Annotated in this window: 22 protein-coding genes, 2 rRNA genes and 1 riboswitch (1 of these 25 cut by a window edge); of the genes, 19 read left to right on the plus strand and 5 right to left on the minus strand. The window is 50.4% G+C overall.

Annotated elements, in window-relative coordinates:
- Positions 1-388 (plus strand): 23S ribosomal RNA (locus LDO05_RS03265); it begins 2,541 nt to the left of the window's first position.
- Positions 389-632: 244 nt separating this feature from the next.
- Positions 633-749: ribosomal RNA gene (gene rrf, locus LDO05_RS03270) — 5S ribosomal RNA — on the plus strand.
- Between the two features lie 427 nt (positions 750-1,176).
- On the opposite strand, the gene LDO05_RS03275 is transcribed toward rrf, so the two are convergent.
- The 3 genes from LDO05_RS03275 to LDO05_RS03285 form a co-directional block, all read right to left on the minus strand.
- Complete coding sequence (locus LDO05_RS03275; protein WP_127199379.1) at positions 1,177-1,434, minus strand: GlsB/YeaQ/YmgE family stress response membrane protein; 258 nt, start codon at positions 1,432-1,434, stop codon at positions 1,177-1,179.
- Between the two features lie 442 nt (positions 1,435-1,876).
- A complete protein-coding gene (locus LDO05_RS03280; RefSeq protein ID WP_251377489.1) occupies positions 1,877-2,866 on the minus strand; it encodes a ketoacyl-ACP synthase III in 990 nt (329 codons plus the stop codon).
- Positions 2,867-2,996: 130 nt separating this feature from the next.
- Complete coding sequence (locus LDO05_RS03285) at positions 2,997-3,206, minus strand: hypothetical protein (protein ID WP_251377490.1); 210 nt, start codon at positions 3,204-3,206, stop codon at positions 2,997-2,999.
- 156 nt (positions 3,207-3,362) lie between these two features.
- Between LDO05_RS03285 and LDO05_RS03290 the strand changes: the two genes are divergently transcribed.
- From LDO05_RS03290 to LDO05_RS03370, 17 genes are all read left to right on the plus strand, one after another.
- Positions 3,363-5,495, plus strand: coding sequence for a DNA topoisomerase III (locus LDO05_RS03290; RefSeq protein ID WP_251377491.1), 2,133 nt, complete (start codon positions 3,363-3,365; stop codon positions 5,493-5,495).
- Between the two features lie 465 nt (positions 5,496-5,960).
- Entirely contained in the window at positions 5,961-6,224 is a 264-nt protein-coding gene (locus LDO05_RS03295) for a DUF1294 domain-containing protein (RefSeq protein WP_251377492.1), read from the plus strand.
- Between the two features lie 105 nt (positions 6,225-6,329).
- Positions 6,330-6,767 carry a universal stress protein gene (locus tag LDO05_RS03300; RefSeq protein ID WP_251377493.1) on the plus strand — a complete coding sequence of 146 codons (438 nt, stop codon included), beginning with the start codon at positions 6,330-6,332 and terminating at the stop codon, positions 6,765-6,767.
- 179 nt (positions 6,768-6,946) lie between these two features.
- Positions 6,947-7,048: riboswitch (purine riboswitch) on the plus strand.
- A gap of 203 nt (positions 7,049-7,251) precedes the next feature.
- A complete protein-coding gene (gene purE, locus LDO05_RS03305) occupies positions 7,252-7,749 on the plus strand; it encodes a 5-(carboxyamino)imidazole ribonucleotide mutase (protein WP_251377494.1) in 498 nt (165 codons plus the stop codon).
- Positions 7,749-8,930 (plus strand): 5-(carboxyamino)imidazole ribonucleotide synthase, encoded by a 1,182-nt coding sequence (gene purK / locus LDO05_RS03310; protein WP_251377495.1) that lies wholly within the window; start codon positions 7,749-7,751, stop codon positions 8,928-8,930. The genes purE and purK overlap by 1 nt, the downstream gene beginning before the upstream one ends.
- Positions 8,927-10,225: an adenylosuccinate lyase gene (purB, locus tag LDO05_RS03315; RefSeq protein ID WP_251377496.1), complete on the plus strand. Its 1,299-nt coding sequence runs from the start codon at positions 8,927-8,929 to the stop codon at positions 10,223-10,225. Before purK ends, purB begins: the two co-directional genes overlap by 4 nt.
- 31 nt (positions 10,226-10,256) lie before the next feature.
- Positions 10,257-11,138, plus strand: coding sequence for a phosphoribosylaminoimidazolesuccinocarboxamide synthase (locus LDO05_RS03320; RefSeq protein WP_251377497.1), 882 nt, complete (start codon positions 10,257-10,259; stop codon positions 11,136-11,138).
- Positions 11,139-11,821: 683 nt separating this feature from the next.
- Positions 11,822-12,064, plus strand: a complete 243-nt coding sequence (gene purS / locus LDO05_RS03325; RefSeq protein ID WP_251377498.1) for a phosphoribosylformylglycinamidine synthase subunit PurS — start codon at positions 11,822-11,824, stop codon at positions 12,062-12,064.
- Between the two features lie 5 nt (positions 12,065-12,069).
- Positions 12,070-12,759: a phosphoribosylformylglycinamidine synthase subunit PurQ gene (purQ, locus tag LDO05_RS03330; protein WP_251377499.1), complete on the plus strand. Its 690-nt coding sequence runs from the start codon at positions 12,070-12,072 to the stop codon at positions 12,757-12,759.
- Positions 12,737-14,980: a phosphoribosylformylglycinamidine synthase subunit PurL gene (gene purL, locus LDO05_RS03335; protein ID WP_251377500.1), complete on the plus strand. Its 2,244-nt coding sequence runs from the start codon at positions 12,737-12,739 to the stop codon at positions 14,978-14,980. The genes purQ and purL overlap by 23 nt, the downstream gene beginning before the upstream one ends.
- Complete coding sequence (purF, locus tag LDO05_RS03340; RefSeq protein ID WP_251377501.1) at positions 14,965-16,443, plus strand: amidophosphoribosyltransferase; 1,479 nt, start codon at positions 14,965-14,967, stop codon at positions 16,441-16,443. Before purL ends, purF begins: the two co-directional genes overlap by 16 nt.
- A gap of 934 nt (positions 16,444-17,377) precedes the next feature.
- Positions 17,378-18,421: a phosphoribosylformylglycinamidine cyclo-ligase gene (purM, locus tag LDO05_RS03345; RefSeq protein WP_251377502.1), complete on the plus strand. Its 1,044-nt coding sequence runs from the start codon at positions 17,378-17,380 to the stop codon at positions 18,419-18,421.
- Positions 18,421-19,032 (plus strand): phosphoribosylglycinamide formyltransferase, encoded by a 612-nt coding sequence (gene purN, locus LDO05_RS03350; protein ID WP_251377503.1) that lies wholly within the window; start codon positions 18,421-18,423, stop codon positions 19,030-19,032. Before purM ends, purN begins: the two co-directional genes overlap by 1 nt.
- 266 nt (positions 19,033-19,298) lie before the next feature.
- A complete protein-coding gene (gene purH, locus LDO05_RS03355; RefSeq protein ID WP_251377504.1) occupies positions 19,299-20,846 on the plus strand; it encodes a bifunctional phosphoribosylaminoimidazolecarboxamide formyltransferase/IMP cyclohydrolase in 1,548 nt (515 codons plus the stop codon).
- A gap of 144 nt (positions 20,847-20,990) precedes the next feature.
- Complete coding sequence (purD, locus tag LDO05_RS03360) at positions 20,991-22,256, plus strand: phosphoribosylamine--glycine ligase (protein WP_251377505.1); 1,266 nt, start codon at positions 20,991-20,993, stop codon at positions 22,254-22,256.
- Between the two features lie 413 nt (positions 22,257-22,669).
- Positions 22,670-23,935: a threonine ammonia-lyase IlvA gene (gene ilvA, locus LDO05_RS03365; RefSeq protein WP_251377506.1), complete on the plus strand. Its 1,266-nt coding sequence runs from the start codon at positions 22,670-22,672 to the stop codon at positions 23,933-23,935.
- A 183-nt stretch (positions 23,936-24,118) separates the two neighbouring features.
- Positions 24,119-24,283 carry a hypothetical protein gene (locus LDO05_RS03370; RefSeq protein WP_251377507.1) on the plus strand — a complete coding sequence of 55 codons (165 nt, stop codon included), beginning with the start codon at positions 24,119-24,121 and terminating at the stop codon, positions 24,281-24,283.
- A 144-nt stretch (positions 24,284-24,427) separates the two neighbouring features.
- Here the strand turns inward: LDO05_RS03370 and LDO05_RS03375 are convergent, their stop codons facing one another.
- Positions 24,428-25,129: a DUF1129 family protein gene (locus LDO05_RS03375; RefSeq protein WP_251377508.1), complete on the minus strand. Its 702-nt coding sequence runs from the start codon at positions 25,127-25,129 to the stop codon at positions 24,428-24,430.
- A 286-nt stretch (positions 25,130-25,415) separates the two neighbouring features.
- Positions 25,416-25,907: a DinB family protein gene (locus tag LDO05_RS03380; protein WP_251377509.1), complete on the minus strand. Its 492-nt coding sequence runs from the start codon at positions 25,905-25,907 to the stop codon at positions 25,416-25,418.
- Between the last annotated feature and the right edge of the window lie 157 nt (positions 25,908-26,064).

The following is a 26,064-nucleotide window of genomic DNA, read 5'->3' on the forward strand; positions in this document are numbered from 1 at the left end:
TGTCGGCTCATCGCATCCTGGGGCTGAAGTAGGTCCCAAGGGTTGGGCTGTTCGCCCATTAAAGCGGTACGCGAGCTGGGTTCAGAACGTCGTGAGACAGTTCGGTCCCTATCTGTCGTGGGCGTAGGAAATTTGAGAGGAGCTGTCCTTAGTACGAGAGGACCGGGATGGACGCACCGCTGGTGCACCAGTTGTTCCGCCAGGAGCACAGCTGGGTAGCTACGTGCGGAAGGGATAAGCGCTGAAAGCATCTAAGCGTGAAGCCCCCCTCAAGATGAGATTTCCCAGTATGTAAGACCCCTTGAAGACGACGAGGTAGATAGGCTGGGGGTGGAAGTGCAGCAATGCATGGAGCTGACCAGTACTAATCGGTCGAGGGCTTATCCAAGATAACCCCACAAAGTGAAGAACGGCTTCGCAGCTAATTCCGAATACTTTGCGGGGACCCCGAGAACAACGGGGAAGCTACGAAGAAGACTAACACGCATAATTCGTTTCGTATCTAGTTTTCAGGGAGCAAACTTCACTTCTGCTTCGAAGCAAGTCTTCGGGGAGAGGGAACAAGCTGCAGCATTTGGCGATGCTGATACCTGAATTTAATTTTCAGAAGCTTAGGCTTCGAGAAAATCCCGTTTGGTGGCGATGGCGGAGGGGTTCCACGCGTACCCATCCCGAACACGACCGTTAAGCCCTCCAGCGCCGATGGTACTTGGACCGCAGGGTCCTGGGAGAGTAGGACGCCGCCAAGCGATTAGAAAAAAGCACTGCCTAAGGGCAGTGCTTTTTTTGTTACCCACAAGCGAACCCACAAGCGAACCCACAAGCGAACCCACAAGCGAACCCACAAGCGAACCCACAAGCGAACCCACAAGCGAACCCACAAGCGAACCCACAAGCGAACCCACAAGCGAACCCACAAGCGAACCCACAAGCGAACCCACAAGCGAACCCACAAGCGAACCCACAAGCGAACCCACAAGCGAACCCACAAGCGAACCCACAAGCGAACCCACAAGCGAACCCAACGTGGTGAATATCAACAGCTGGGAGCTGCTCTTTGTTAGCAACTGAATAACTTGCTTTATTTCACGATGAGAAATCCACATTTTATTAAGATATTAACAAAGAAAAACGCCAGAGTATCACTCTGACGTCTTTCTATAGGTTGGTTATTAATTAAGAGCGGCTGCGGCCAAACGAACGAAGCAGCAAGCTCACGATAAATACTAGGACTACAGCGCCAATCAGTGCTGGAATGATGTAGAAGTCACCAATCTCTGGTCCCCAGTTACCAAGGATAAGCGAACCGAGCCAAGCGCCGATAAAACCTGCGATGATATTACCGATTACACCGCCTGGAATATCTCTGCCCATAATCAGACCTGCCAACCAACCGATGATACCACCAATAATCAATGACCATAAGAATCCCATGCTTGTCAACTCCTTAATATTGATTGTTTGTTGTTGTTGATTACTATTAACCGCTCAGACTCTGTTTAAACACCCTAAGTTACTTATTTACAAAATTTCTTGCCAACTTGCTTAAGGTGGATAACTAACCAGCGAACTGTTAGTAAGTCGTGTTCTGATGGTTAGACAGAGGTGAATTGTTAATAAGTTATCAACAATGAAGGGATGCAGTCCATCATCACATGTAAGCAATGACAAATTTGAGTATGCCTCGTTAAATTAGCTGGCAAACTCAGCACTGCTTTTATTAATACCCAAGAATTCATGATTTGATGCATACAAAAAAGAAGCCAATCGCCTTTTTATTTTGGCTGGTGACTTCTCTAAATATTCCTGGAATACGTCTTATTCACTTAATACGCTATGTTAAGTTCAATCTTTATCCCCAAGGAAACGAGGCAGGTTAATCTTGTATGCCCCATCTTAGCAGCAAGCCTGCATAAGTAAGCCCAGCCCCGAAGCCAAATATAACTAACCGATCCCCAAACTTTAATGAACCACTGCGCTGAGCGAGCTGAAGGGAGAGCGGAATTGTGGCGCTGGATGTATTTCCATAGTACTCCGCACTTGTCAGGGCTTTCTGTACAGCAATACCGGTCTTCTCACAGATGGACTCAATCATCTTAAGATTCGCACTGTGAGGAACGAACCATTCAAGCTCATCTATACCTACAGCTGAGGTTTCAAGCAGGCGGGAGATGCCGTCAGGTACGGTACGCACCGCCCATTTGTACACTTCGCGCCCATTTTGATAAATTTTGCCCTCCCCCTCAAGCGGCATACCGTCAAGAGTGGCAGCGAGTCCAGAGCGGTACACATGCTTCCCGCCAGAGCCTTCACTACCTAGAACCGCTCCTTCAAAGCTTGGACTATCCGGGTCATACTCAACAAGGGCTGCCCCGGCTCCATCCCCAAATAAAATGCAAGTATTACGGTCTGTATAATCCGTAACCTTGGACATGGTCTCTCCAGCAATTACGAGCACCTTCCGATGGAGACCCGCAGTAATAAGGCCATTGGCAAGGTGAAGACCGTAAGCGAATCCAGCACAGGTTGCATTAATGTCTAAAGCACCGGCCTGGGTCAAACCTAGATAATTCTGTACAAGACAGGCTACACTAGGATACGGGTAATCAGGAGTTGTAGTAGCTACGATTACCATATCAACGTCATCCAGTGTTCCTTTATAAGAAGCCGCCAAATCCTGGACAGCACGAATACATAAATGGGAGGTGAACTCTTCCTCCGCAGCTATTCTGCGTTCACGAATACCGGTGCGCTGTACAATCCACTCGTCATTGGTATCAACCAGCTTTTCCAAATCTTCATTGGTTAAAATACGTTCAGGTACATAGGCGCCAATTCCAGAAATGCGTGCAGATGAGGTAATCATTGTATCACTCCTTGAATTAATATAAATAGATTATAGCACAAGGTATTAGTACCTGGTACTATATTATCGTATGGGCTGGTTGTCTAATAGCTAATTGCGCTGATTCTGCTACGTCTGCTGCTGTACCCGGCTATCTTCGTTGTCTATACTCTCCGAGTTCTCCTAGCTCTCCCAGCTCATCAAGCTCTTCAAGCACTTCAAGCTCTTCAAGCTCTTCAAGCTCATCAAGCTCTTCAAGCTCTTCAAGCACTTCAAGCACTTCAAGCACTTCAAGCACTTCAAGCACTTCAAGCTCTTCAAGCTCTTCAAGCTCTCCCAGCTCTTCAAGATCTTCAAGCACTTCAGCTCTCCAAGTTCTCCACGCTCTACATGTATGATCTTATTAACTTTACCTGTTCGGTGAATTCTAGTCGCTTGCACCTTAAGCGGCTCTGTTCATGGGCCAAGCTCGCAGTGTTATAATAAAGGATAGAAGAAAGGGGAGCAAACATCTATTATGAAGACGCTGGTATTGGCTGAGAAACCATCGGTAGCTAGGGAAATTGCCCGGGTTATGGGAAGCCGTGAGAAGCATAAAAGCCATTTTGAAGGACCGAAATACGTAGTAACCTGGGCGCTGGGGCATTTAGTTGGTCTGGCTGAGCCTGAGGATTATGATCATAAATTTCAGACCTGGAATTTGGAGGATCTGCCCATCCTCCCACAGCGTATGAAGCTGAAGGTACTGCGCGAGACGAACCACCAATTCAAAGCGGTCCAGCACTTGATGAAGCGGTCTGATATTTGTGAACTTATCGTTGCTACGGATGCCGCCCGTGAAGGCGAATTATTGGCAAGATGGATTATGGATATGGTGAAGTGGAACAAGCCATTCAAGCGGCTGTGGATCTCTTCTCAGACAGATAAGGCAATCAAAGAAGGGTTCGCTTCACTGAAGCCGGGCAGCCAATTCGACCGCTTGTATCAGTCGGCACGCTGCCGCGCAGAGGCGGACTGGATGGTTGGACTTAACGTGACGAGGGCATTGACTGTGAAGTTCAATGCTCAGCTGTCAGCAGGGCGGGTTCAGACGCCTACACTCGGGATGATTATGCAGCGTGAGAAGGACATCCTTAATTTCCGTTCAGAGACCTATGGGCAGCTGCGCTGTGATCTGGGATCTTTTGAAGCGGTATGGAGGGCCTCAGGGGGAGACTCCCGGATCTTTGATGAGGAGAAGACGAATGGATTAAAGGCTAAGCTTGAAGGTCGAACGGGTACAATCTCAAAGTTAACGAAAAGCGAGAAGGTTGTACCGCATCCTTTAGCTTACGATCTGACTGAATTACAGCGAGATGCTAACCGGAGATACGGCTTCTCGGCGAAGATGACCTCTAATGTGCTTCAGCGTCTGTATGAACAGCACAAATTAGTAACTTATCCGCGCACGGATTCGAGATATCTTACTTCTGATATGACGGATACGCTGAAGGAGCGTCTGGAGAGTGTGGCCATTGGGCCTTATGCGTCTATAGCACGGCCTTTGCTTCGTAAGCCGCTGCCTCTGACCAAGCGTATTGTAGACGACAGCAGGGTAACCGATCACCACGCTATAATTCCCACAGAACAGACGGTGATTCTTAATGCGCTGACTGCTGACGAGCGGAAGCTGTATGATCTGATTGTGAGAAGATTTATTAGCCTTTTCTATCCGGCCGCCCGATATGACCATGTTAATGTGGTGGTAGAAGTAGAGAATGAACATCTGCATGCCAAAGGCACAACCGTCAAGGACAGCGGATGGCACGTTGTCTATGATGGACAGGGGTTCGATGAAGCTGAATCGGATGAGAACAGCGATGCTGATGAACCCGATAAGGTGCTGCCTGAGCTTAAGGTGGGTCAGAGGGTAGAAGTGAAGCGCTGCATCATTATGAATGGCCGCACGCTCCCTCCCAAGCGCTATACGGAGGCCGCTCTTTTGTCCCAGATGGAAAAGCACGGCTTAGGTACGCCAGCGACACGCGCTGATATTATCGAGAAGCTGGTGAACTCGGATACGATTGACCGTCAGGGCAACGCCCTCCACCCGACCGGGAAGGGGAAGCAGCTTATTGAGCTGGTCTCTTCGGATCTCAGGACTCCAGACCTTACGGCAAAATGGGAAAGTGAGCTTGAGCGGATCGCGAAGGGACAAGGTCAACCGGAACCTTTTCTCAAAGGGATCCGAGAGATGGCGGAGCGGTTGGTTCGTGAGGTTAAAGCAAGCGGTGCTTCTTATCAACCTCATAACGTATCAAGCAGCCACTGTCCGGACTGCGGTACACGCCTGCTTGAGAAGAAGAGTAAGCGTGGTCTCATGTTGGTATGTCCAAGTGAGGACTGCGGATACAAGCGTTCCGGGGAGAAGCGGCTGTCCAACCGGCGCTGTCCGCAATGCCATAAGAAGATGGAGATGAAAGAAGGCAAGGCAGGTCTGTTCGTCCAATGTCTGTCTTGCGGAATCACAGAGACGATGAACAAGGACAGCAAGCATGTGAATAAGCGGGAGACCCAAAAGCTGGTTAAGCAGTACGCCAAACAAGAGTCTCTGGGCTCGAATCTGGGAGATCTGTTAAAAGCCGCATTGGAGCAGAAGGCAGATAAATAATACGTTAAGCTGGTGCGGTACGTTAGTTATTCACACCTCGTATAAAATGGATTCCTCACAGGAACATTAAATGTGGAGGTGTTGAGAGTGCCGCATAACAAACCACAAAAAATCAACAATCAGAAGAACAACTCAAGTATTCTTGAGGAACCCATAACAGCAAAGACCAAAAAGCAGGAAGCCCGTCCACCGAGCTTGAATGGGGTTCCGAAGCAATAGCTTGTAGCATGGTGTTGTAAGATAACGGGTGCCGATTATAACACACCCGGGAGTGAACCTAGGCAACCTTAAGGAAACCTAAGCAAGGCCCCTGTTAAAGGGGCTTTTTGCGTTTGCGTTTGGTGGGTAAATTAGTAGTAGAGCTGCGCTGCGTATGAGGTTTGTTTTTAAATGGGGATAAGTTCTATAATAGAAGAAGATGCAGCGGCCAGCCTGCTGCGTGTTAGATTGGAGGCTATGGGCCGCATGAGATTAGTGATAGGACTGTGGTTCGTAATTATTAATTTGATAGGTTATGCAGTGATGTCTGAGGATAAGAAGAAAGCTCAGCGAAGGAAGGAACGAACACCGGAACGCACATTATTTCTGCTGGCTTTGATCGGGGGAGCTTTGGGTGTCTTGATCGCGATGTATAGAAGCCGGCATAAGACGAAGCATATCCGCTTTATAGTGGGAATTCCGGCTCTGTTGTTTCTAAACGCCATACTATATGGGTATTTTCTTAAATAGTGGTGTGGAGCTCGCCGCTTCAGTACATGCAGGTTACGGGAATATAATCAAGGTTGTTAAATTCTTATTTGGGTTACATACACTTATAGGAGAGGTGATCTTGTTATGCTGTTCAGCAAAATTCTGGTTGCATATGATGGGTCCAAGTCATCTAATAAAGCCCTGGATAAAGCGATAGAGCTGGCAAAGCTGGATGTGAATTCGGAGCTCGTTGTGCTGCATGTATATGATTTTCCGCGTTTTTATATCGCTGAGGGATTTGCTCCTGTTCCTAATTCAGTCAATGTAGAGTTCTATCAGCTTGCGGGGAAGACCTCAGATGAGGCGAGAAACCGACTGTCCGAGGCGGGTATTCAGAATGGCAGGGTAGAGTTGGCCCAGGGAGGCGCCGCTGAAGTGATTTTGGAGTATGCGGTCAAGGAAAGCTGTGACGCTATTGTAATTGGCAGCCGTGGTATTGGCGGGATTCGTGAATTCGTGCTGGGTAGTGTCAGTCACAATGTGGTGCAGCATGCGAAGATTCCGGTGTTGGTTGTTAAATAATTAAGGTGGGGAATGCTGGAATAGCATTCCCTTTTTTTATATGCAGAGACAGGAAGCCACTCAAGAATACGTGATCATCACGAAAAAGACGAACGTTCGTATTTTGGGGGTTTTAAATGTTCGTGTTTAGGTTGACAGTCCCATGTCAGGGTTGTTACACTAGGAGAGAAGAAGACGCTTGTAGCGTCATAGAATGCTCTCGTATATCGCCGGGAATAGGGCCCGGAAGTCTCTACCTGAGAACCTTAAATTTTCGGACTACGAGGGAACGTAATGGGGAAAGGTCAATTGAACAAAAAGACCTTCTTTTGTTTTGTGGAGATTCGTTTGTGTATCCCGCATTACGGAAGTCCCTCCTGTCACGTAACCTCGGCGGTCCGGTATCCTGAGAAAATACTTGTATTTTCGCGGATAACCGGATTTTTACTTAATTATAGATTAAAGCTAATTATTCTAAATACCATTGAAGAAAGCGGGTTGGAACATGACAGCGCAGGTGTCGGTAATTATGGGCAGTAAGTCAGACTGGGAGACCATGTCCCATGCATGTGAAGTGTTGGACGAGCTAGGAGTTCCTTATGAAAAGAAAGTGATATCCGCTCATCGGACGCCGGATCTGATGTTTGAATTCGCAGAAAGCGCCGCTTCCCGAGGTGTGAAAGTCATCATTGCTGGAGCTGGCGGAGCGGCGCATCTGCCGGGTATGGTAGCTGCGAAGACGATCCTGCCGGTCATTGGCGTTCCCGTCAAGTCAGCTGCTCTGAATGGAATCGACTCGCTGCTGTCCATCGTGCAGATGCCTGGTGGAATTCCAGTCGCTACAGTAGCTATTGGCAAAGCCGGAGCAACGAATGCGGGCCTTCTTGCTGCGCAGATACTTGGAGCATTCGATCCACAGATAGCCAGCCGGGTGCAGGAACGAAGAGACCGCATCCGCGAAGAAGTGCTGGAGAGCAGTGATCATTTGGGAGAGAACGAATAATGAGCGGATTGAAAGTGATTGCTCCAGGTTCCACAATCGGAATTCTGGGCGGCGGACAGCTTGGTCGCATGATGGCGCTGGCGGGTACAAATCTGGGATACCGCTTCGTGACCCTGGAACCGACTCCCGACTCACCATGTGGACAGGTAACCGATCAGATCGTTGCTTCCTACAGCGACAAGTCAGCTGCGAGGGAACTCGCTTCGCGTTCCGATGTCATTACTTATGAGTTCGAGAATGTGGATGCGGAGGTTGCTGCTCTGCTTGAGGATCTGTCTCATGTGCCACAGGGAAGCCGTCTACTGCATACAACCCAGCACCGGCTTCGGGAGAAGAAAGCGATTGAAGCTGCGGGGGTTCCGGTAGCTCCTTACCGGGAGATTCGCAGTGAACAAGAGCTTAGCGAAGCGGTAGAGAGCTTGGGGATTCCTTCCGTACTGAAGACCGCTACGGGCGGTTACGACGGAAAGGGACAGTGGGTAATCCGTTCGGCTGAGGAGATTCCAGAGGCCTACGAGACACTGAGCAAGGCGTGTACGGAGCTGGTGCTTGAGAAATTCATTCGTTTTGACAAGGAGCTGTCGGTGGTGGCAGCCCGGAGTCCACGCGGTGAAATCAAAACTTTCCCGGTTGCGGAGAATATTCATGTGGATAACATTCTGCATGCCTCTATCGTCCCTGCCCGGATCGATGATGGCATACAGCAGGAGGCTGAACGCCTCGCTGCACGAATTGCAGAATCGCTTGAAGCGGTAGGCCTGCTTGCTGTGGAGCTGTTCCTCACAGATAGCGGGGAGCTGTATGTGAATGAGCTTGCGCCGAGACCGCACAACTCAGGTCACTATACAATGGAAGCCTGCAAGACTTCACAGTTCGAGCAGCATGTAAGAGCGATCTGCAACCTGCCGTTAGGCGATACATCCCTGCTGAGCCCGGTGGTTATGGTCAATGTACTGGGTGAGCATATGGAGGCGGTCGTCCAGGGATTGGTGAGCGGGACTTGGATACAAGAGAACGATGCCGAGCCCGTCCCGGCCGTGGTTCCGAAAGTTCATTTATACGGGAAAAGCGGATCAGCAGCTAAACGGAAAATGGGACACATTAACCTCTTGTGCGATAATGTACAAGAAGGTATGAATTTCATACAGCAAACCAAAATTTGGAGGAATCAGCAGAAATGATTGAACGTTATAGCAGACCTGAGATGAGAGCGATTTGGACGGAAGAGAATAAATTCAAGGCATGGCTTGAAGTTGAGATTTGTGCAGCCGAGGCTTGGGCTGAACTGGGCGTAATCCCGAAGGAAGACGTTGTACTGCTTCGCCAGAATGCTTCTTTTGATATCGACCGGATTTACGAAATTGAGCAAGAAACTCGCCATGATGTCATTGCCTTCACACGCGCGGTGTCCGAGAGCCTTGGCCAGGAACGCAAGTGGGTGCATTACGGTCTGACATCCACGGATGTGGTGGACACGGCCCTTGGATATCTGCTTAAGCAGGCCAATGAGATTCTCGAGAAGGACATTATTAATTTCATTTCGATTCTGAAAGATAAAGCCGTGGCCTACAAGGACACACCGATGATGGGACGTACGCACGGAGTGCATGCAGAGCCTACGACTTTCGGACTGAAGATGGCACTGTGGTATGAGGAGATGAAGCGGAACCTGGAGCGCTTCCGTCATGCGGCTGATAATGTGCAGTTCGGTAAAATCTCCGGCGCCGTAGGTACTTATGCCAACATTGACCCGTTTGTGGAGCAATTCGTCTGCGATAAGCTGGGCACTTCTGCCGCGCCGATCTCGACACAAACGCTGCAGCGTGACCGCCACGCTGAATATATGGCGACACTGGCGCTGGTAGCCACATCGCTGGACAAATTCGCCACTGAAATTCGCGCTCTGCAGAAGAGTGAGTTCCGTGAGGTGGAAGAAGCTTTTGCCAAGGGTCAAAAAGGTTCATCCGCAATGCCGCATAAGCGCAATCCGATCGGCTGTGAGAACATCTCCGGCTTGTCCCGCGTGATCCGCGGACATATGATCACGGCATACGAGAACGTGACGCTGTGGCATGAACGTGATATTTCACACTCCGGTGCAGAACGCGTCATTCTTCCAGATGCAACGATGCTGCTGAATTACATGCTGAATCGTCTGGGTAACATCATCAAGAATCTGACTGTATTCCCGGAGAATATGAAGCGCAACATGGCTCGTACATTCGGAGTTCCCTTCTCGGGCCGTGTCTTGACCAAGCTGATCGATAAAGGGTTCAGCCGTGAAGAAGCGTATGACACTGTACAGCCCCGGGCGATGCTCGCATGGGAGACGCAGCGTCAATTCCGTGACATCATCGAAGAGACACCGGAGATTACAGCGGTGCTGAGCAAGGAAGAGATTGAGGATGCATTTAACCCGTCATGGCACCTGAAGCATGTCGATACGATTTTCAAAAAGCTTAGACTTATAGATTAATCAACGACCAGGGGAAGAGGAGGACGGCCAAATGTCATCACAAGCTGTGTCCACGGCAGTGGAATATGTTGATGCACCGCTGCTCTATAAAGGAAAAGTTCGCGAACTGTATGATCTGGGGGATTACTATCTGATCGTAGTTACTGATCGCATCTCTGCGTTCGACTACGTGCTGGACCCGCCGGTTCCGGAGAAGGGCAATGTACTCAATCAGTTGAGCGCTTACTGGTTCAAGCTGACGACTGATCTGATCCAGAACCACGTGGTACACACGGATGTGGAGAAGCTTGGCCCGGTCATTAAGAACAAGGAACTGCTCAAGGACCGTATTATGGTGACACTCAAAGCGGAGCGCATTGATATTGAGTGTGTGGTTCGTGGATATATCACTGGTGGCGGTTGGCGCCAATACGAGCAGAACGGAGCTATCAATGGCATTCCACTGCCAGAGGGACTCCGCAAGAATGACAAGCTGCAGGAGCCGATCTTCACCCCGGCCGCGAAGAACGATGTAGGCCATGATGAGGATATCTCATTCGAGCGGATGCAGGAGCTTGTTGGCGATGACTTGGCAGAGCGGCTTAAAGCGAAAAGCCTTGAGCTGTATGCCTTCGCCAGAGATTACTGCGCAGGGCGTGACATCATTCTGGCGGACTGCAAGCTGGAGTTCGGTCTGGTTGACGGGGAGCTCATTCTGATCGATGAGATCTTCACCCCGGATGCTTCCCGATTCTGGGCCAAAGAGAATTACGGACTCGACATTGAGATCGACAGCATGGATAAAGAGCCTGTGCGCGCTTACCTGGCCGGTACGGATTGGGACAAGAACAGCCAGCCCGCTCCGCTCCCAGCGCATGTGGTGGAGGAGACTACCCGCCGCTACCAGGACATTTATCACCGTCTCACGGATTAATCGGGCTTCTTGGAAGCCTGCTTCTTCGAAGTTGGTGAGGGGGGTCTAGAGCGTACGAGGAGTTAGGGCTTCCGATCGCTGTTATCCCCGAATTTCCTGATTGGAATAACCGCAGCTTGCGGTAGAAATTCGGGGATAAAGGCGAACGCTGGCGCTTCTGCAGCTCCTAACTTCCTCTCCCGCTCTGCCCCTCACCGTGGTGAGGAAGCATTCCTGCGAAGCAAGCGAATTCCTGCCGGAGAGAGGTTTCTCCGGCAGGGGTGAGGACGAGGAAGGTTAGACTTCGGTACGAAGTGGGTCGTGAGTTGGGATTTAGGCATTGTCCTATTCAGATAGAAATTAGTCGCAGGAGCACCATAAGTAAAGCGGGTCCCGAAAAGGGACGGCAAGCTGCTCCTTCACAATAGCAGCACAGGAACAGTCAAGCAGCAGTCCCCGCCAAGCTTGAGGGTGTCCAGAGGTGAAAGTTTTCCAAAGGAAAACTACCTCGTAAGCATAAGCTTAGCCCTTGGGGCCCTCCCTTCTAGGGAGGGTTTGGGAGGGTAGAACTGCTGGTTTGGGAGGGTAAAAATTAAAGGAGTCCAGAGGACGAAGTCCTTTGAACAAAAGCTTCTGGTTTTATTAAAATTTTCGGGTACCCATAGGGCAGAGCCCATGGAGATTACCCTTCCGGAGGGAATCAAGTGAAAGCAATCGTATATGTTACCATCAAGCAAAGCGTACTCGATCCACAAGGTGTAGCCGTTCAAGGCGCCCTGCATTCTGTAGGTTTTCAAGAGGTAGAAAGCCTGCGCATCGGAAAATATATCGAAATCGAGCTGAACACGGACAATCGTGCAGAAGCAGAGAAGCAGGTAGCAGCCATGTGCGAGAAGCTGCTCGCGAACACCGTCGTGGAAGAATACCGTTTTGAATTGGAGGGGTAACCAACATGAAATTCGCAGTACTGGTATTTCCGGGCTCCAACTGTGATATTGACTGCTACAAGGCAGTAGAAGATACGCTTGGTGAACCTGTTGATTATGTATGGCATACAGCAACCGATCTGTCGGCCTATGATTGCATATTAGTTCCGGGTGGGTTCTCTTATGGAGACTACTTGCGCTGTGGCGCGATTTCCAGATTTGCTCCGGTCATGGCAGAGGTAGCCAAGGCTGCTGAGCAGGGCAAATACATCTTGGGAATCTGCAATGGATTCCAGATTCTTACCGAAGCCGGACTGCTGCCAGGCACGCTGCGCCGGAATATGTCGCTTAAGTTCCTCTGTCATGATGCAGTTCTCCGCGTAGAGAACAATAAGACTCCTTTTACAAGTGATTACGAAAAGGGTGAAGAGATTGTTGTTCCCATCGCACACGGCGAAGGCAATTACTACTGTGACGAAGAGACGATGGCGAAGCTTAAGGCGAATAACCAGATTATATTCACATATGCAAGCAACCCGAACGGGTCGCTGAATGATATTGCAGGCATTTCCAACGAGCAGGGCAACGTGGTAGGCATGATGCCTCACCCTGAGCGTGCCGTGGATAGTCTGCTTGGATCGGAAGATGGCAAAAGAATGTTCACTTCTATACTAAAGGCATGGAGGGATCGACATGACGCAGCAGTTGTCCGCTAAGGAACCGACGGCGGAGCAAATCGCCGAACAGCAAATTTACAAACAAATGGGTGTATCTGACAGCGAGTATGAGCTGATCTGCGGTTTTCTCGGCCGTAAACCGAATTATACGGAAATTGGCGTGTTCAGCGTAATGTGGTCCGAGCACTGTGCCTACAAAAATTCCAAGCCGCTGCTTCGCCGCTTCCCGGTAACTGGCCCACGTGTTCTGATGGGACCGGGTGAAGGTGCGGGTATTGTGGACATTGGCGACAATCAGGCCGTTGTGTTCAAGATTGAAAGTCATAATCATCCATCTGCCGTTGAGCCATACCAAGGTGCGGCTACAGGTGTGGGCGGGATTATCCGTGATATTTTCTCCATGGGCGCAAGACCTGTGGCAGTACTGAATTCCTTGCGGTTCGGCAAGCTTGAGAGCGACCGTGTAAAATATTTGTTCGAGCATGTGGTATCGGGTATTGCGGGATATGGTAACTGTATCGGAATTCCAACGGTCGGCGGCGAAGTAATGTTCGACGATAGTTATGACGGCAATCCGTTGGTTAACGCGATGTGTGTCGGTCTGATCGACCATGACAAAATCCAGCGCGGTGTAGCCAAGGGTGTAGGTAACCCCGTCTTCTACGTGGGCCCTCCAACAGGACGTGATGGAATCCACGGGGCGACTTTTGCATCCGAGGAGCTTACGGAAGAGTCTGAAGCGAAGCGTACAGCAGTACAAGTCGGCGATCCATTCATGGAGAAGCTTGTGATGGAATCCTGTCTGGAATTGATTGATTCCGGTATTGTACTCGGTATTCAGGACATGGGCGCAGCAGGTCTTACGTGCTCCAGTGCGGAAATGGCAAGTAAAGCCGGAAATGGACTTGAGTTGTATCTGGATCAGGTACCGCAGCGCGAAGAGGGCATGACGCCTTACGAGATGATGCTGTCCGAGTCTCAAGAGCGGATGCTGTTCGTGGTAGAGCCGAAGGATGAAGCGCAGGCTCAAGAAATTTTTGACCGCTGGGGTGTTATCTGTGCCAAAGTCGGCAAGGTGACGGACGATGGACGCTTGAAGCTGTTCCACCACGGCGAAGTGGTTGGGGATATGCCGGTGACTGCACTCGTGGACGAGTGCCCGATCTACAATAAGCCATCTGCAGTTCCAGCTTATTATGAAGAGAATGCGAATGTGGATACCCTGCGTTACCCTGAGGTTACAGATCTCGGCGGAGCACTTGAAACCGTGCTTGCCTCTCCAACTGTAGCCAGCAAAGCATGGATCTATGAGCAGTATGACTATATGGTTCGGACAAGCACAGCTGTACGTCCGGGATCCGATGCTGCCGTTGTTACAATTCGCGGTACACGCAAAGGACTTGCGATGACTACAGACTGTAACGGTCGTTATGTCTATCTGGATCCGGAAGTAGGCGGACGGATCGCTGTAAGTGAGGCTGCGCGTAATATCGTATGTTCCGGCGCTGAGCCGCTGGCGATTACGGATAACCTGAACTTCGGCAGCCCGGAGAAGCCGGATATTTTCTGGCAAATGGAAAAAGCAGTTGACGGCATGGCCGAAGCCTGCCGCGTCCTGGATGCGCCAGTTATCGGCGGTAATGTCAGCTTGTATAACGAGAATGCCAAAGGTGCCATTTACCCGACTCCTGTCGTGGGTATGGTGGGTCTCGTTCATGATGTGGACCACATCACAACACAAGGCTTCAAGAAAGAAGGAGATGTGATTCTTCTTCTCGGCAATACCAAGGCAGAGCTTGGCGGTAGTGAATTCCAAAGTGCGGTTCATGGTGTGACTGAAGGGCGTCCGCCTGAGCTGGATCTGAATGTGGAACGCGCCTTGCTGGATACGGTTCTTGCTGCGATTCAACAAGGTCTGGTTCAGTCTGCGCATGACTTGTCTGAGGGCGGCCTCGCCGTAGCTCTTGCGGAATCCTGCATTAGCGGCGGAATCGGTGCCCAAGTGAATATAGATACTGAGCTTCGTCATGATGTGGCCCTGTTCAGTGAATCTCAATCTCGTATTCTGCTATCTGCAGCACCTGAGAAGGCAGCCGAGCTTGAGAAATTTATATCGGAACGCAATGTTCCTGTTAACGTGATCGGCCGTGTGGAAGGAACAAGTCTAGTAATTGACATCAACCGCGCTTCGGCCTTGAACAAACCGGTGGAGGGCTTGAAGCAGGTCTGGGAGGAAGCTATTCCATGTCTGATGAAGTAATACCGCAAGGATTATGGACTGGAGACTACTTTAACGAAGGCTCGGGACGGGATGGAATCTTTGATAAGCTCAAGGAGGAGTGCGGAGTATTCGGGGTCTTTGGACACCCGGATGCTGCAAGCCTGTCCTATTACGGGCTGCATGCGCTTCAGCACCGCGGAGAGGAAAGTGCCGGACTCTGTGTAACGGGTGGGGGAGATTTCAACTACCACCGCGGCATGGGACTGGTAAAGGAAGTGTTCGATAAGGACCGCCTGGCTTCGCTGGTCGGAGACCGTTCGATCGGGCACGTCCGGTATTCCACCAGCGGGGATAGCAAGCTTACAAATGCTCAGCCGCTGGTATTCAAGTACCGCGATGGGGACCTGGCTGTGGCGACGAACGGAAATATCGTCAATGCGCCAAAAATCCGCAGAGAGCTGGAGCAGAGCGGTTCGATCTTCCAGACGACAAGTGACACGGAAGTTATCGCGCACTTGATCGCACGTTCCTCCAAGGATTTTGTAGAAGCGGCCAAAGATGCGCTCCAGCAGATCGTTGGCGGATACGCCTTCCTGCTGATGACGAATGATCTGATGCTTGTTGCATCCGATCCGAATGGGCTGCGTCCAATCTCAATGGCGCGCCTTGGGGATGCGTACCTGTTCTCTTCCGAGACCTGCGCGTTCGAGACCATTGGAGCGGAGATTATCCGTGATATCGAGCCGGGTGAACTGCTCGTGCTGGACAAGCATGGACTGCGCGAGGACCGGTTCGCGGAGCCGCAGCGTAAGGCGCTGTGCGCGATGGAATATATTTATTTTGCGAGACCGGACAGTGACCTTAATGGATCCAATCTTCATTCTGCCCGCAAAAGAATGGGCCGCCGTATGGCTCAGGAATCCTTCGTGGATGCGGATGTTGTGACTGGCGTGCCGGATTCAAGTATCTCGGCGGCAATCGGGTATGCGGAGCAGACGGGTATTCCTTATGAGCTTGGGCTCATTAAGAACAAATACACCGGACGCACGTTCATCCAGCCGAGCCAGGAGCTGCGTGAGCAGGGTGTGAAGATGAAGCTTAGCGCTGTGCGCCGGGTGGTTGAAGGCATGAGAGTAGTCATGATCGATGACTCCATCGTTCGCGGAACCACGTCCCGCCGGATCGTCAACCTGCTTCGTGAAGCGGGCGCGACCGAGGTGCATGTGCGGATTACTTCACCGCCTTTCAAGAACCCGTGCTTCTATGGAATCGATACTCCGGACAGCCGCGAGCTGATTGCCTCCTCGAAATCGATCGAAGAGATCCGCGTGGAGATCAACGCCGACTCGCTTGAATTCATCAGCCCTGAGGGGCTGATTGATGCCGTGGCCGGGAACCATGTGGATGACTATAAAGGTGGCCTGTGCATGGCCTGCTTCGATAATGACTATCCGACCCGTACGGATTTCCACGGGGAAGAGCAGTTCGGATGCAGCTGCTAAAAGATATGGACGGCGGATGCCGTCCTGTCCAAGGGGACTTCAGTTAGTTCAGGGATCAATAGGCTGGCAGCTGTTATGCAATTGAAAGTAGCTAGCAAGCATATGAAAGTGATTGAACATTACTAATAACAATTGTTAATGGGATAAGTGATAGAACTGCTTAACAGGTAGTTGTATTAGTCTGGTGTTATTCTAAGCTGAGAGTGAGCTATAAGCCGTGGCAACCCGCCAGCACAGCGAGCTAGCTTAAGGGTTGGTAGAGTTTTTGCAGCGGGCAAAGCCTAGGCTTGGTAGGGTGATCCGTCTGTAGAGCGGACTTAAGCTCTAAAAACTAAAGCACGTCTCTGCACCCTCCCAGCGGAGTGGACGGAATCGTCCTGAAGAAGCGAAGCGGTCGCCTAAAAGCTTTCCGAAGGAAAGGTACTTCGTAAGCATATACTGCCTTCGGATTTCTACCGCTGTTGGCGGTTCAAATCAAGAAATCTGAAGGCAACAGCGATCGTAAGGATGATCCATCGGCGGAGCGGGCAAGGTCTAGGCTTGATCTGTCTGCGGAAAGCCAAAGCCTAGGCTTGGTAGAGTGATCCGTCTGTAGAGCTGACTTAAGCTCTAAAGACTGAAGCACCTCTCTGCATCCTCCCAGCGGAGTGGACGGAATCGTCCTGAAGAAGCGAAGCGGTCGCCTTTGCCTTCGGATTTCTACCGCTGTTGCGGTTCAACTCAAGAAATCTGAAGGCAACAGCGATCGTAAGGATGATCCGTCGGCGGAGCGGACTTTAGATCTTAAGGCTTAAGTGATCCGTCCGCAGAGCGGGCCTTAAAGCTTTTCCAACGTTAATACTTCACCATCTTAACTATTAACACAAATGGCATTAATCATACAGCGAGGGTTTCTATTTAGAACCTCAATAAATCATAAGGAGCGTGTCCTTACGTGTCTGAAGCATACAAAAGTGCCGGGGTCGATATCGCGGCAGGCAATGAAGCAGTAGAACGGATGAAAAAACACGTCAAGCGGACATTCCGTCCGGAAGTAATGACGGATCTAGGAGGCTTCGGAGCCTTGTTCGGTCTGAACAAGGATAAATATGAGGAGCCCGTGCTGGTATCCGGTACCGATGGAGTGGGAACCAAGCTTAAGCTTGCTTTTGCGATGGACAAGCATGATACGATCGGCATCGATGCCGTGGCGATGTGTGTGAACGACATCATTGTTCAAGGCGCGGAGCCGCTCTTTTTCCTCGATTATCTAGCTTGCGACAAAGTCATTCCTGCCAAGATCGAAGCTATTGTAGCCGGTATTGCTGAAGGCTGCGCACAGTCGGGATGCGCCCTCATCGGCGGCGAGACCGCTGAGATGCCAGGCATGTACAGTGAAGGTGAGTATGATATCGCCGGGTTCACGGTGGGCGTTGTTGATAAGAGCAAGATTATTAACGGGCGGTCCATCCAAGCTGGAGATACCGTAATTGGTCTGGCATCCAGCGGCGTACATAGCAATGGCTTCTCTCTTGTACGCAGAGTGCTGCTTGAGCAAGCGGGTTACAGCTTGCAGGACAAGCTGGCTGAACTGGACGGAGCTGTGCTCGGGGATGTGCTGCTTGAGCCAACCAAGCTGTACGTGAAGCCTGTTCTTGAATTGATTAAGCAGGTTGAAGTTAAAGGTATGGCCCACATTACAGGCGGCGGCTTCATCGAGAATATTCCACGGATGCTTCCAGAAGGTGTAAATGTCGATATCGAGTTCGGATCATGGCCGATTCTGCCGATCTTCGATCTTCTGCAGGAGAAGGGCAGTGTTAGCAACCGTGACATGTTCACCACGTTCAACATGGGGATTGGCTTGGTGATCGTGGTCAGTGCAGACCAGGCGGAGCAGGCGGTTAAGGTGCTTCAGGAGCAAGGAGAAACTCCTTATATTATCGGGAAAGTAACCGAAGGTGAGAACATCGTCACTTTCACAGGGGCTGAAGTGTAATGAGTTCTTACCGGATAGCGGTATTTGCCTCCGGCCAGGGAACGAACTTCCAGTCCCTGGTTGATGCGGCGAATCGCGGCGAGCTGGGCGGTGCGGAGATCGCACTGCTCGTCTGCGACAAGCCTCAGGCTCCGGTGGTGAAGCGGGCAGAGCAGGCGGGTGTCGAGCAATTTCTGTTCCAGCCCAAACAATATGCAAGCCGGGAAGATTACGAGCGCGAGATTGCTGCTGAACTGGATAAGCGAAGCATAGATCTCATCGTACTTGCCGGTTATATGCGTCTGCTTACCGCGGTGCTTGTCGAACCCTACACGGGCCTCATGATTAACATTCATCCCTCACTGCTGCCGGCTTTTCCTGGAGTGAATGCCATTGGACAAGCTTATGACTATGGCGTTAAGGTTACCGGAGCAACGGTTCATTTCGTGGATGGAGGCATGGATACCGGGGCTGTTATTGCCCAGCGGACTGTCGACATTCGCGAAGGGGAGACGATAGAGTCAGTGGAAGAGCGGATTCATGCTGTTGAGAAGGAATTATATCCGCAGGTGGTTCGCCTCCTTGCCGAGGGCCGGGTTAAGTTGGAAGGCCGAAAAGTAAGCATAACCTGATTCCTGACAGGAAGGTCAGGCACTACGGACGGGATTCGCCTATTTTGTATATTCAGCAAGAATGGTGATACCCTGCTTAAACATGGAGTCGACGCTTTCACCGTTTTCGATATTTCCCGAGAAATATTGCCGCATATTGGAAAAGAAATACCCTTGCAGATCAAGTATTCATACATGCTGTTGAAATGTGCGATGGAATGAGTACACTTCATATCTAAGGTAAGATTTCAGACAAAAAGTGCTGTCAAACTAAGGAGGAGCCAATCGTGAGTATCAAAAGAGCGCTGGTCAGCGTATCGGACAAAACAGGGATCGTGGAATTCTGCCGCGAGCTGTCTAAGCTAGGTGTAGAGATTATTTCAACCGGGGGAACGAAGAACCTCTTGGCCCAAGAAGGCGTGCCGGTGATCGGTATTTCCGATGTCACAGGATTCCCTGAGATTCTGGATGGCCGTGTTAAGACTCTCCATCCTGCTGTTCACAGCGGTCTGCTGGCTGTGCGGGACAGCGAGGAGCATCAGGCTCAAATGAAGGAACTGGGCCTTGACTACATCGATATGGTGGTCGTGAACCTGTATCCGTTCCAAGAGACCATTGCGAAGCCAGACGTGGAGTATGAGGACGCAATTGAGAATATTGATATCGGTGGACCTACTATGCTGCGTTCGGCTGCCAAGAACCACGCTTTCGTCAGCGTTGTCGTCGATTCTTCGGATTATGATGGCCTGCTCGAAGAGATTCGTGCGCAAGGAGACACCACGCTGGAGACACGCAAGCGGCTTGCGGCAAAAGTATTCCGTCACACGGCAGCTTACGACGCGCTGATCTCTGATTATTTGTCGAACGTGACGGGCGATCCGCTTCCTGAGCGTTTCACGGTAACTTACGAGAAGATCCAGGATCTTCGTTATGGCGAGAATCCTCACCAGAAGGCGGCTTTCTACCGCAAGCCATTGGCTGCGGCTGATACACTTACCAGTGCTGAACAGCTGCACGGCAAGGAGCTTTCTTACAACAACATTAATGATGCGAACGCTGCCCTTCAGATTGTAAAAGAATTCGAGGAGCCTGCGGTAGTCGCAGTCAAGCATATGAATCCATGCGGCGTAGGCATTGGACGCAGTGTGTTGGAAGCTTTCCAAAAAGCGCATGCGGCAGACCCAACCTCGATCTTCGGCGGTATTGTTGCGGCTAACCGCATTATCGATGAGGATACCGCTCTCCTGCTGAAAGAAATTTTCCTTGAGATTATCCTTGCTCCAGGCTTTACGGACGAAGCGCTTGAGGTTCTAACGAAGAAGAAGAACATTCGTCTCCTGAAAGTAGGAGAGCTGCAATCCGGTCAGAACAGAAAGAGCCAATTCGTTGTGACCTCGATTGACGGCGGAATGGTTGTTCAAGAGAATGATGTACATTCTGTGGATGCCGCTGATCTGAAAGTTGTTACGGATCGCCAGCCTACAGAGGAAGAGCTGAAGCAGCTTCTGTTCGGATGGAAAGTAGTTAAGCATGTGAAGTCTAATGCAATTCTGCTTGCCAAAGACAGCATGACGATCGGCGTAGGCGCAGGGCAGATGAACCGCGTTGGCGCAGCGAAGATCGCGATTGAACAAGCGGGCGGGAAAGCCAAAGGCAGCGTACTGGCATCGGACGCATTCTTCCCGATGGGAGATACGGTCGAAGAAGCGGCTAAAGCAGGCATTACCGCGATCATCCAGCCGGGCGGATCGGTTAAGGACGAAGAGTCGATCAAGGCTGCAAATGAGCATGGAATTGCAATGGTATTCACGGGCGTTCGTCATTTCAAACACTAGAAACTTATTGGCAAGAGTGTGAAATGACCCTGGAGAAGCGAAGCGCCTTTCAAGAACATTTCACACGGCTGCCTAATGTGTAAGTCAACAGCTTAACTTATAAAATCATTCAACTCATTAACAATTCGGAGAGGGGGACTTTCCATGGATATATTGGTGATTGGCGGAGGCGGCCGTGAGCACGCTATCTGCTGGGCGCTTGCGAAGAGCCCGAAGGCAGGCACGATCTACTGCGCGCCGGGAAATGCGGGAATCGGTGAAATAGCCGAGCTCGTGCCGATTCAGGTGGGCGAGTTCGATCGTTTGGCGGCTTTTGCACAAGAGAAGCAGGTAGGCCTTGTGGTAGTTGGACCGGATGATCCGCTTGCGGACGGGATTGTGGATGCTTTTGAAGCGAAGAATATTCCGGTATTCGGTCCCCGCAAGAACGCGGCCCATATTGAGGGCAGCAAGACATTTATGAAGGATCTGCTTCGTAAATACAATATCCCGACCGCGGCTTATGAAAAGTTCGACAGTTATGAAGCGGCACTGGACTACCTGCGCAGCCAGCCTGTGCCTATCGTGATCAAAGCGGACGGACTGGCGGCAGGCAAAGGGGTCACGGTGGCTTTTACCCGTGAAGAAGCGGAGAAGGCGCTGGCGGACATTATGGTCACTCAGGTATTCGGCTCTGCCGGAAGTCAGGTGGTCATTGAAGAGTTCATGACCGGGCAGGAGATGTCCATTCTGGCTTTTGTCGATGGTGAGACCGTACGCCCGATGTCAGCCGCTCAGGACCATAAGCAGGTCTTTGATGGGGATAAGGGTCCGAATACGGGCGGAATGGGGACATACTCCCCGCTGCCGCATATCGCGGACTCGATTATTGAAGAGGCCATCGAGACGATTATCAAGCCTACAGCCAAAGCGATGGTATCCGAAGGGCGTTCATTCCGCGGCGTATTGTTCGCCGGGCTTATGATTACCCCGGATGGCAAGCCGAAGACGATTGAGTTCAACGCCCGTTTCGGCGATCCGGAGACTCAGGTTGTGCTGCCAAGGCTGAAGAGCGATCTGCTTGAGATTTTCCTGGCTGCGGTGAACGGAACTCTGGATCAAGTGGAGATCGAGTGGAGCGATGAGGCTGCGGTCTGCGTGGTGCTCGCTTCTCCAGGATATCCGGCTTCCTATCCGAAGGGACTTGTGATCAGCGGCTTGGACCAAGTGCAGAATGCGCTTGTATTCCACGCAGGAACGGCCAAGAATACGGATGGGGAATGGGTAACCAATGGTGGACGGGTACTCGGTATAGTTGGCCGGGGACGTGATATTGCGGAAGCACGGAGCAAGGCCTATGCAGAGGCGGAGCGAATTGCTTTTGAAGGCAAGCATTACCGTACGGATATTGCTGCCAAAGCACTGGTGTAACAAGGAATTATGGGGGAACAAGTTGGTGTGGGCTGCTGCTGCTGTAGTTCATTTCCATGCGGAGCATTAAATAGCGGCAGAGCTTCAAACAGGGAATTCAAGATATAGAATTAAGCAAGAGCTTCCCTGGCAATAGAACAAGAATATTAAGAGCGCCAGTCACCGGGTATACGGGATTGGCGCTTTTGCATTTGAGATCCGGTATGGAGCCCGCAATGAACCAGGTAACTGCTCAGAAGGAGAAGGATGAAATTGGGCTGCCTTGTCTTTTATAATATATGTAGACTCATACCGGTTGTTCATTAAGCAGGGCTTGTGCAAACCAGCATATAGGTGTATTTTAGACAACAAGTGACAGGTATGGTCTGGGTGAGTGTATTCATGCCATAGCCAGGAGAAACGAGGAGAGAGAAATGGCTCAGGGAAACGATAACCCTAAAGTAGGGATGGAAGATATTATACGTGCGCACCATGTTCTCAAGGAGGTCATAGTCCGTACTCCGCTTCAGCTGGATGCCGCATTATCTGCGAGATATGACTGCCAGGTCTATTTGAAGAGAGAGGATCTGCAGGTGGTCCGCTCATTCAAAATCCGGGGTTCTTACAATATGATCCGCAATCTGACGGAAGAGCAGCGTGAACGGGGCATTGTATGCGCAAGTGCTGGCAATCATGCTCAAGGCTTCGCCCTATCGTGTCATGCCTTGGGCATTCGCGGGCATATCTATATGCCGAGCACAACACCGAATCAGAAGGTTAGACAGGTGAAGCGATTTGGCGGCTCCGATGCTGAAGTCATATTGACCGGAGACACCTATGATGATGCTTATGCTGAAGCGATGAAAGCTTGTCAGGAGCACGGCATGACCTTTGTGCATCCGTTCGATGATCCGAAGATCGTTGCCGGTAACGGCACAATCGGGATGGAGATCATGGAAGGGCTTAGCAGTCCGGCTGATTACGTTTTTGTGACTATTGGCGGCGGGGGTCTTGCTGCCGGTGTAGGTTCCTATGTCAAAATGGTCAGTCCGCACACTAAAGTTATCGGAGTTGAACCGCTGGGTGCGGCTTCCATGAGTGAAGCCCTTAAGGAGAAGCAGGTGGTCACACTGGATACGATCGACAAGTTCGTAGACGGTGCAGCGGTGAAGCGTGTAGGTGATTTGACTTACCAGATCTGCTCCGACGTGCTGGATGATGTGCTGATGGTTCCTGAGGGCAAGGCTTGTACCTCTATACTGGAGCTGTATAACGATAACGCCATTGTAGTGGAGCCGGCGGGAGCGCTGCCTGTAGCAGCACTGGATTTGTACCGGGAAGAGCTGAGAGGCAAGACCGTAGTGTGCGTCATCAGCGGGGGTAACAATGATATCGACCGGATGCAGGAGATCAAGGAGCGCTCGCTGATCTATGAAGGCCTGAAGCATTATTTCCTGATTAATTTCCCGCAGCGCGCGGGAGCTCTGCGTGAATTCCTCCAGGATGTGCTGGGACCGAACGACGACATTGCCCGTTTTGAATACACGAAGAAGCATAACAAGGAGAACGGGCCTGCTCTGGTGGGCATCGAGCTGTCGTATCAAGAGGACTATATGCCGCTAATTGAGCGGATGAGGGCGAAGGGGATTGCCTTCACGGAGCTGAACCGGGACCTCAACTTGTTCAATCTGCTGATCTGACCCATATAGAAGAGAAGCTTGGCTTCCGATGTCAGTGCTTGGTGCGCTGCTGAGGAAGCCAAGTTTTTTTGAATATCTACATGATTTATTCATATTTTGTTAATAAAAGGAAACTTAATATCGATGATCTTTGTTTATATCTAAAAGGGTGCTGCAACACACCTGATCGATAGGAGTGATTGGATGAACAAATTAAGACTGGTTGATGTTGCCGGCCTGATCTTGATTCTGCTCGGTTTCTTTGGATCATATGTAGGGATTGACTTAGATAAGAATGCTGTAAATGTGATTATGGTCATAGGAGTGCTTCTGCTAATCATATCGGAATATGCCGTGCGCAAGAAGTAAGAATATTATTGCATGAAGGCGATCATGCTCTTGAATTTACAAGAGGAATGATCGTCTTTTTATTGAGTAAACGACCAAGAGCAGTTCATAAGAAAGGTATCACCTTCCGTATGAACTGCTCTTGGGGCTGATTATAAGTGGAATTTAGTTATGCGCGACCTGCTTGGGTTCCCTTGGTTTGCGAAGGAAAAAGAATCTCTGGCCTGCAAGGCCGATGATAAAGATGATCAGGCTGTCCCACGGCGAGACGACGAAGGCTGGAAGGAAAATAACCAGCAGCACACCGATGACAATAATGGCGGCCATAATGCCGATGTAGATTCCCATCTCTTTGGTGGTGGCTTTGACAGGTTCTGCGGGTCTTCCTTTCTTGGATTCCGGCTTGAGAAAGCGGGTCATAAGTTCAATAAGGAGGATCGAGCCCAGGGAGATAATCAGCAGGGTAGCTGTACTGATGCGGGTATAAGTCAGTTCTCCGCCGAACCATTTGCTGAAGAATCCGGTAAGCATCATAATGAAGAACACCCAGGTTAACGCAACCCACGGAATCATGGCATAGTATTTCACTTTATCCTTCATGCTTCGGGGCTGTCTTATGGACATATCAGCTACAAGCTGTGCACAGTAGGCCTTGGGACTTTCACCAAATAGGTCCTGAATAGGACGGTTATTGTTCTGGGCGGTCAGGATCTCCTGAGCCAGTCCAAGAAGCACTTCTTCGCCTTTGGCTTCACCTAGTGAGCTTGCCCGCAGACTGCGGACCATCTCGCCGAAATAAGCATCATTCTCGGGAGACATATAGTCTCTTAGGCGGTTGGTTTCTTTGATCATTTCATGGATGTACATGGCTTTTCTATTCTCCTCTTCATGTATGCATATCAGCATATACACTCGGTTTCTAGGGTGACTCGCTATGAAATCCTATTTTTCCCATTCACAACAATGCACAAAAAAAGGACAGAACCAGACCCCGATCAGTTCACCTATCGGAAATGAGTCCGGTATTATTCTTGCCCAAAGTATACTTAAGCTTACACAACTGCACAAGGGACCAGGGAAGTGTTCTGCATCCGGCAACCTGGGATATCGGTAATGGTTTTACCTATATAAAAACTGACTGCAAGGAGGCAGCTTAGGGCCAAATGGTTGCTGGCCAGCTGCCTTGTAATTTGCGGATTAGGACAATTTGACCCGTATGAAAGCCATCGTGCATTACCCATGAGAACAGCGTATGGCCAAGCGTAGTCTCATTGACCCGGGTATCCAGATCATCATCCGATAGCGATTCAATGGCTTGGCGAATATCAGCTATGACGGAGAATGCGCGTGCCTTCATTTCCTGCCACTCAGCCTCATTATCTGCCTCTCCTGGACTGCCGAAGGTGCTGGTATTATTAACCGCCTTATGAGTGGGCTGATTCGTAAGCTGCTGAAGAATCTGTTCATTGTAAAAATTCATGTGATTAACAAGCTGCCATATCGTGTTGGAATCCCCGGCAGGCTTCCAGGCAGCCTCCGCTGATGTCACTCCATCAAGTGCCCGGGACACTGTGGTGAACCACTCGTCCTGGTACCAGATCGCATCCAGCTGAAACAGTAAGGTTTGAATTCGGTTTTGATTCATTCAGATATCCTCCATCGTTCTTTTTGCTTAGTTTAACTCTTTTACCGGTTTATGTATGTCGATCTTAGGAATTAGTTTTGTTAAATTGTACTTATGTAGTAATTAAAGTATAAAAAATAAGTTGATAAATGAATTTATTAGATTATAATTATACCAA

It is taken from the genome of Paenibacillus sp. YPG26 (genome assembly GCF_023704175.1).
Classification (GTDB): Bacteria; Bacillota; Bacilli; order Paenibacillales; family Paenibacillaceae; genus Fontibacillus.